A 7340-nucleotide genomic window follows, 5' to 3' on the forward strand; every position below is an offset into this window, starting at 1 on the left:
TGGCTCGCCCAAGCCTTCAGGAGTGTCTCCTGCACGAGATCATCCGCGCGGGCTGAATTGGCAACGAGCGACATTGCAAAGGTGCGCAGTCCGGGCAGAGCTGCGAGCAGATCGTCACGAAACACGGACGCCGCATGCTTGTCCTGGGTGGCGAGCACCACGTCAAGCTGTGCGATCAGGTCGAGGAGCTTATGCGGCTGCTCCTCCATTGTGAGAGATGCATAGATGATCTGGAGCTGGCGGCCCAGATGGTCGCGCACGAGCTCGGGGAGAGGCGAACGACTTACCGTGGCAGTCAGATCTTTGGCAGCTATCTCGCTCATTTCGGGGCAAGTTACCCGCCCTTGGTGACCACTCATGTCGTGTCGCCTCGCTTCTTCGGCTCACCGACTAGCGCCCTCGGGAGCTTTCGGTAACCGCAGTCGGGAGGAGTTGGCATACCGATTCTGAATGGTACCTAACGCAACCTTGCACCGATGCTCGCCCCAAGTCGTGATTTGGCGGATCATGGCATCGGCCTAGGCGCAGGCACAGCCGCGAGACGTTGGGCGTCGGGCACATAGGCGTCGACGATCTCACTCTCGGTTGGATCGTCCAGGCGATCGAAAGACCGAATCATGATCGGATGCCGAAGATCAAATTCACTGAGGCCGACAACGCCAGGAGAATTCTGGAGGAAACACTAGCGTCGTCGGCACCGGTCCGATCCTGGGATCAAGATAGCCGGCATAAGCATGAACCACGTTCCGGCGGGTTGGTTTATTCCGGCCCACACACCAATCAGCGCCTGTATTTTCCAAAGCGCGTTTTGCTACCAGGGCGAGCAGACTGCGGAGATGATATTTGGGGCTGAAGATCAGTCGGCGCGGGTCAGCTTCCGCTTCAGAATGGAACCGATCTTCCGTATGCGGAATTATTCCTTCAACCAACAACTCCGGAGGAATTATCGTGAAGCTTTTCATCGTTGCTAGCGTCGCTTCTGTACTTGCGCTTACGGCCGGAACATCCTTTGCCGCGCCATGCAACACTGGAGCGTCCAAGGATAAGACGGCGACAGTTGATCCCGGAAGCAAGAACCTCGCTGGCGGTGAGCAACCTGCGTCGCCGGGCACGGTCGGTGCGATGAACAACGTTGGCGCCAACCAGGGGCTCGGTGAGAAGCAAGGTGCGAGCACCTCGGCGACCAAGGGGAACGAAGACCCTGCCAGCAAGAACTTGGCCGGCGGCCAGCAGCCTGCCGCACCCGGGACCGTGGGTGCCATGAACAACGCCGGTGCGAACCAAGCGGTCGGCAAGAAGGGCGATGATTGCTGATCGCCTAATAGGCGGGCAGCCTGCAACTTGAGGCTTTTGGCGTCAAACCCAGGACAGCAGCCCCGGCCGCTCCAAGCGGTCCGGGGCTGCGTGCGTTCGGTGATGGCACAGGCTTGGGTCGGACGCTGTTGACCCGGTCTACGTCGGGACCGGGCGCAAATGCGCCTGTCTGCGTCTTGGAGCCCAACCCTAGAAGTGGACATTTGCTTGGGCAGTGACCGTCGGCGGCTGGGCCTCGGCGAGATCAAGTCGACCGATCAGATGAGGCGCGCGCCGCCATCCACGTGGAGGGTTTCGCCGTTCATGAAGCCGTTGCTCATGAGGAAGACAACCGCCGCGCCGGCCTCAGTCGCCGTGCCGAGGCGGCGCTGAGGGAGCTTCTCGGTGAGCGCTGCGACGTAGGCATCGCGATGGGCGCCGAGCGTGCGAGCCAGGAGCGGGGTGTCTGTCGTGCCGGGCGAAAGCGTGTTTACGCGCACCGGCGCCAGTTCCAGCGCGAGGCCGCGCGCGAAGGCCTCCATCGCGGCGGAGGCGGCCGCCAGCACGGCCGTGCCCTGGGCGCTGGGGCGATCCGCCAACGCACCGGAGATGAAGGTTACAGAGCCATCAGAAGCGAGGCGGTCGCCGATCGTGCGCAGAATATGGACCGCCGCCCAGATCCGCTCATCGAATGCACGCTTCAGGTACTCGACCTCGGCCTCCAGGATCCTGCCGGCGACGAATGTTCCGGCCAGGAGAACGAGGTGATCGACGTGGGGGATGTCGGCTAGGGCTGTCGTGACGGTCTCGGCCCTGGTCACGTCGGCGGCGCGCCATCCGTCCAGCCCGTTCTCGGCCGCCACCTTCGCCGCGCCCTCGGGATTGAACCGGACGACGATAACCTTCGCGCCCGCAGCCTTCGCCTGAATCGCGGCCGCCAATCCGATCCCGGAGGTGCCACCGAAGATGACGATGGTTCGGTCCGTCAGCGTGGACGCGTTGGGTGAGGCGACTCGGTTCATCGTCATGGTCCCGGTCAGGGCGCTCTCGGGGCGCTCATGACCGGACGCTATTCATAGCGAACGAAGTTGATAATTCCGCTGTGAAGCGTTTCAGTTATGCCATGAAGGAACAGACTGGTCTCGACAGGCTCACGAGCCTTGTCGCGTTTGCTCGTGCGGGCTCACTGGGGAGCTACACCGCGGCGGGGCGCGCGCTTTCGATCTCGCCGTCGGCGGTGAGCAAGAGCGTTCAGCGCCTGGAGCAGCGTCTTGGCCTGCGCCTCTTTCATCGCACCACGCGCTCTTTGAAGCTCACCCAGGAGGGACACGACCTCCACGAGCGAGCCCTTCGTCTGCTGCGCGACGCCGAGGCAATCAAGCAGATCGCAGTGGCAGCCCGCTCGGAACCGGCCGGGACCCTGAAGATCACGGCCCCGCTGCCGATAGGGCTGCACCTGCTCGCCCCGGAGCTGCCGCGCTTCCGCGCACGCTATCCGAAGCTCCTGGTGGACCTACGCCTAGGCGACGATGTCGCAGACCTGATCGAAGGAGGCATCGACGTGGCGATCCGCGTCGGCGATCTCGGAGATAATCGTCTGATTGCCCGGACGCTGGCACCGCATCGTGTCTGCGCATTCGCATCCCCAGCCTACTTGGCCGAGCGCGGGAACCCACGACATCCGGACGAACTCGTCGGCCACGACTGCGTGAACTTCCGGTTCCAGAGCACGGGCCAAGCGCTGCGCTGGCCTTTCCGGGTCGGGGATCGCAAGGTTGAGATCGTGCCGAATGCCGGCATCATTATGGACAATAGCGATGCGGTCGCGGCCGCTCTCATCGCGGGCGGCGGCATCGGCATCTCACCGACTTATTTGGCGGCGCCGTTTGTCGAGCGCGGGGACCTTGTCCCGGTCCTGCACGACTATTCCGTGGATCGGCACGCGATAACCGCCCTCTGGCCGGAGAGCCGCCGAGGCAATCCGAACGTGAAAGCGTTTCTGGGCTTTCTCGCCGGGATCTTTCAGAAACCGACGCCTTGGGACGTGACTGTGGCCACTCATGCGAGCCGCACGACCAAGGACCGTGCTGACAGGCGACGGAAGCCCTATGACAACGGGATTCGGGGCTGACGAGTGGTCTCTGTCGGCCGAGGAGCACCCATTCGGCTTGAAGCGTCCGAACCCGGACTACGGCCGGTCGGCAATCCGATCGAGCCTCGTCATCGTGTCCTTCGAAAGCGACAGGTCCGCTGAAGCGAGGTTCTCCCGTAGATGCGCCAGCGACGATGTCCCGGGGATCAGCAGGATGTTGGGCGAACGGGCGAGCAGCCAGGCGAGCGCCACCTGCATGGGCGTCGCGCCGAGGCTCTCGGCAACGGCACTCAGGGTGCCCGACTGGAGCGGGCTGAAGCCGCCCAGCGGGAAGAACGGCACGAAGGCGATGCCGGTGGCCGCGAGTTCGTCGACGAGGGCGTCATCCGCCCGGTGCGCGAGATTGTACGCGTTCTGGACGCATACGATGTCCGCGACGCCCCGTCCCTCGACGACCTGACGGGCCGTTACGTTGCTGAGGCCGATCCGGCGCACCAGCCCCTGGCGCTGAAGCTCGGCGAGGGTGGCGAGCGGCGCCGCGATCGAGCCCTCGGCCGGTCCATGTACGTCGAACATGATGCGCAGGTTGACCACGTCGAGGGCCTCGACGCCGAGATGGCGCAGGTTGTCGTGGACGGCGCGCGTGAGGTCTTCGGGCGAAAAGGCCGGGTTCCACGATCCGTCTTCACCGCGCCGGGCGCCGATCTTGGTGACGATCACGAGGTCGTCCGGGTAGGGATGAAGCGCTTCGCGGATCAGCTGGTTGGTGACATGGGGGCCGTAGAAATCGCTGGTGTCGATGTGGTTCACCCCATGCGCCACCGCCTCGCGCAGGACCGCGATGGCTCCGGCCCGGTCCTTGGGCGGCCCGAACACACCCGGTCCCGCGAGCTGCATGGCGCCGTAGCCCAGGCGCCTTACGGTGCGATTCCCGAGCGCGCAGGTCCCGGCCTGTTCGATGTCGGTCATGGTTGTCTCTTCCGTGTCTCGCCGTCGTGATGAGGAAGGCTGTAGACCTGGGTCGATTGCGTGATAATCCGGCTCAGTGCGCACGGGCTGTGCGAGGAGACGAACAATGGCGGTCGATCTCGGGGGCCTGTCCGCGTTCGTCGCCGTGGCGCGCGCCGGCGGGTTTCGCGACGGCGCACGGGCGAGCGGCCTGAGCGCGTCCGGCCTCAGCGAAGCCGTCCGTCGATTGGAGACCCGGCTCGGTATCCGGCTGCTGAACCGCACCACACGCAGCGTCGTGCCGACCGAGGCGGGCCTGCGTCTGCTCGAACGGCTGACGCCGGCCCTGAGCGAGGTCGAGGCGGCACTGGACGTGGTGAACGGATTTCGCGACCGCCCGGCCGGCACGCTCCGGCTCAACGTGCCGGTTAGCGCGGCGCGACTGGTGCTGCCTCGGATCGTGCCGCCCTTCCTCGCGGCCTACCCGGACATCTGCCTCGACGTGGTCGCCGAGGACGGCTTCGTCGACGTGCTCGCGGCGGGATGCGATGCCGGCATCCGCTACGACGAACGGCTCGAACAGGACATGATCGCGGTCCCGATCGGTCCCCGCGTCCAGCGCTTCGCGACGGCCGCCGCCCCGGTCTACCTCGATCGCCACGGCCGCCCCGGGCATCCGCGCGATCTCTTGGACCACGCCTGCCTTCGCGGCCGCTTCGCGAGCGGATCGATGACGGCCTGGGAGTTCGAGCGTGACGGGGAGATCGTCCGGATCGAACCGACGGGCCCTCTCATCGTACGCGTCGGAGCCGCCACCGATCTCGCCGTGGATGCGGCCATCGCAGGCACCGGCGTCATCAGCCTGTTCGAGGACTGGCTGCGCCCGCACTTCGACAGCGGTGCTCTCGAGCCTGTCCTGGAACCCTGGTGGCAGGGCTTTCCGGGGCCCTTCCTCTATTATCCCGGTCGTCGCTACCTACCCGCGCCGCTTCGCGCCTTCGTCGACTTCATCGGTACGGCTCGTGGCGGTCCTTGATGCCATGACGAGAGGGGCGGCAAAGTTCGCGCCCCGAGGCGAGAGGCATGAGATCCCCGACCCGACCGGGAGCGATCCTGCAGGAACAGGCGCCTGACCGACGGCTGCTTCCAAAAACCCTCACAGGCCTGCGGGGTGGTGCGCGGTCACGAACCGTCGGCGCAGTGGCATGCAAGGGTGATCACTGTGCGAACCGCGTCCGCTCTCCGTGTCTCGGCCGTGAGCGAACCATCTCAGGCGACGGCCTTCATCGAGGCACCTGAGCGGCCCGCCTCGCTTCCCGGATCAGCTTCGGCTTTGGCCGCTTCAGATGCGTCTGCGACAGCCCTGGCCTCCTGGCTGATGACGGTCGCGAGCAACTGCGCACGCCTGGCCCAGACATCCCGCTCCTGCCGAAGTACCTCGGACTGCTCCTGCTGAAGCGCGAGGGCGATCCGCACATCGTCGAGTTCGTTGCGCAGATCGGTGGTGCGCTGACGCTCCTGCGAAAGAGCGCTACGCAACACGGTGAGTGCCAGGCCGGGCCCGGCTGTGTTGGTCGATGTGTGCTTCCCGTCCGGCGCGGGCGCGGCCGGGATCGCATGCGCTTCGTGCGATGCTTCCAGGACTTGGGCCTGCGAGGCTTGCGGGCCCTGCGAAGCTTGCGGGCCCTGCAGGGCTTGCCCGGGCTGCGGAAGCTCCGCGCGCACCCGCTCGACATCCAGGACAGGCGCGAGCGTGCCGGCGGCCATCGCCGGCGTCGGCAGGGCGCTCGCCACGGGCGGCAGGCCCTCTTCGTCCAGCACAAGGCCGTGCAGCATGGCAAACACCGCGTCGCCGTCGAGCCGCGACAGGTCGAACCCGCTCGCCGCCGCGATTCCCTCCCAGCGGGCACGACCCGGCGCGGACTGTCCGACGAAGGCCATCGACCAGTTCGCGAAGCTGCGCCGCTCGGCCGGGCCGCATTGCAGGACCGTCACGTCGCCGTGGCGGGGATCGCACTGGATGCGCTCGAAGGTGCTCTCGACGCCCTGCTGGGGGCCTTCCAGCACTTGCGCGAACGCGCCGGCGTTGAACATCAAGGCCCCGGTGACATCCACCGTGGCGTTGTTGCGCTGAGAGGCGATGAGGATCTGCGACACCGCCTCGGCGATCTCGGCGTCCGACCCCTGCAGGAGGTTCTTGCTGGCATAAACGAGGCGGTACAGGTCACGCACGGCGACAACTCCGGAGGGGCGGAAGCTCGGATCAGTAGGTGGGACGATCGGCCGAGAGGAACGTCAGGACCTCTGCGGCGGGGACCGGCTTGCTGATGAGGTAGCCCTGCACGTCGGTGCAGCCCTCCGCCCGGATGCGCGCCATCTGGTCGGCGGTCTCGACGCCCTCCGCGACGGTCGTCATGCCGAGGCTCCTGCCGAGGCCCGCGATCGCCCGGATGATCGCCTCGCCGTCGCGCTTGCCGGAGAGGTCGCTGACGAACGACCGGTCGATCTTGATCTTGTCGAAGGGAAACGAGCGCAGGTAGCTCAGGGACGAGTAGCCGGTGCCGAAATCGTCCATCGACACGCGCACGCCGAGTTCCCTCAGGCGATGCAGAGTCTGCAGGGTCTTGTCGTTCTCCTGCAGGAGAACGCCTTCGGTGATCTCGACCTCCAGGCGCGTCGCGGGCAGCCCCGAGGCGGCCAGCGCCGACATCACCATCTCGACGAGGCGCTCGCTCTTGAACTGCGCCGGCGAGACGTTCACGGCGACGGAGATGGGGGCCGGCCAAGTCATGGCATCGCGGCACGCCTGGCGCATGACCCACTCGCCGATCGGCACGATGAGGCCGATTTCCTCGGCGAGCGGGATGAAATCGAGGGGCGAGACCATGCCGCGCGTAGGATGCTGCCAGCGGATGAGCGCTTCGCAGCCCACCAGACGATTGCCGTCCAACTGCATCTGCGGCTGGTAGTGCAGCTGGAACTCCCGCCGGGCGAGGGCCTGGCGCAT

The 7340-nt window shown here is 66.2% G+C and carries 8 protein-coding genes; 3 read left to right on the plus strand and 5 right to left on the minus strand.

Going from position 1 to position 7340, the window contains the following annotated elements; all coding sequences use genetic code 11:
- On the minus strand, window positions 1–323 hold a 323-nt coding region (locus JWQ05_RS10225; protein ID WP_299658236.1), incomplete at its 3' end, for a sigma factor.
- 625 nt (window positions 324–948) lie between these two features.
- Here JWQ05_RS10225 and JWQ05_RS10230 point away from each other — a divergent pair.
- Window positions 949–1314 carry an exopolysaccharide production protein YjbE gene (locus tag JWQ05_RS10230; protein WP_299658248.1) on the plus strand — a complete coding sequence of 122 codons (366 nt, stop codon included), beginning with the start codon at window positions 949–951 and terminating at the stop codon, window positions 1312–1314.
- A 257-nt stretch (window positions 1315–1571) separates the two neighbouring features.
- On the opposite strand, the gene JWQ05_RS10235 is transcribed toward JWQ05_RS10230, so the two are convergent.
- Entirely contained in the window at window positions 1572–2321 is a 750-nt protein-coding gene (locus JWQ05_RS10235) for an SDR family oxidoreductase (protein WP_299658238.1), read from the minus strand.
- A 95-nt stretch (window positions 2322–2416) separates the two neighbouring features.
- Here JWQ05_RS10235 and JWQ05_RS10240 point away from each other — a divergent pair, with 95 nt between their 5' ends.
- A complete protein-coding gene (locus JWQ05_RS10240; RefSeq protein ID WP_299658250.1) occupies window positions 2417–3424 on the plus strand; it encodes a LysR family transcriptional regulator in 1008 nt (335 codons plus the stop codon).
- Window positions 3425–3481: 57 nt separating this feature from the next.
- Here JWQ05_RS10240 and JWQ05_RS10245 read toward each other — a convergent pair whose 3' ends face one another.
- Window positions 3482–4354: an aldo/keto reductase family oxidoreductase gene (locus JWQ05_RS10245; protein WP_299658240.1), complete on the minus strand. Its 873-nt coding sequence runs from the start codon at window positions 4352–4354 to the stop codon at window positions 3482–3484.
- Window positions 4355–4460: 106 nt separating this feature from the next.
- Between JWQ05_RS10245 and JWQ05_RS10250 the strand changes: the two genes are divergently transcribed.
- A complete protein-coding gene (locus JWQ05_RS10250; RefSeq protein WP_299658243.1) occupies window positions 4461–5369 on the plus strand; it encodes a LysR family transcriptional regulator in 909 nt (302 codons plus the stop codon).
- 233 nt (window positions 5370–5602) lie between these two features.
- On the opposite strand, the gene JWQ05_RS10255 is transcribed toward JWQ05_RS10250, so the two are convergent.
- On the minus strand, window positions 5603–6565 hold the full coding sequence (locus JWQ05_RS10255; protein ID WP_299658244.1) for a BLUF domain-containing protein: 963 nt from the start codon (window positions 6563–6565) through the stop codon (window positions 5603–5605).
- Window positions 6566–6596: 31 nt separating this feature from the next.
- Window positions 6597–7340 (minus strand): EAL domain-containing protein (locus JWQ05_RS10260; RefSeq protein WP_299658246.1); only part of this gene is annotated, 744 nt, incomplete at its 5' end.

This window comes from Methylobacterium sp., assembly GCF_028290105.1.
GTDB lineage: Bacteria > Pseudomonadota > Alphaproteobacteria > Rhizobiales > Beijerinckiaceae > Methylobacterium.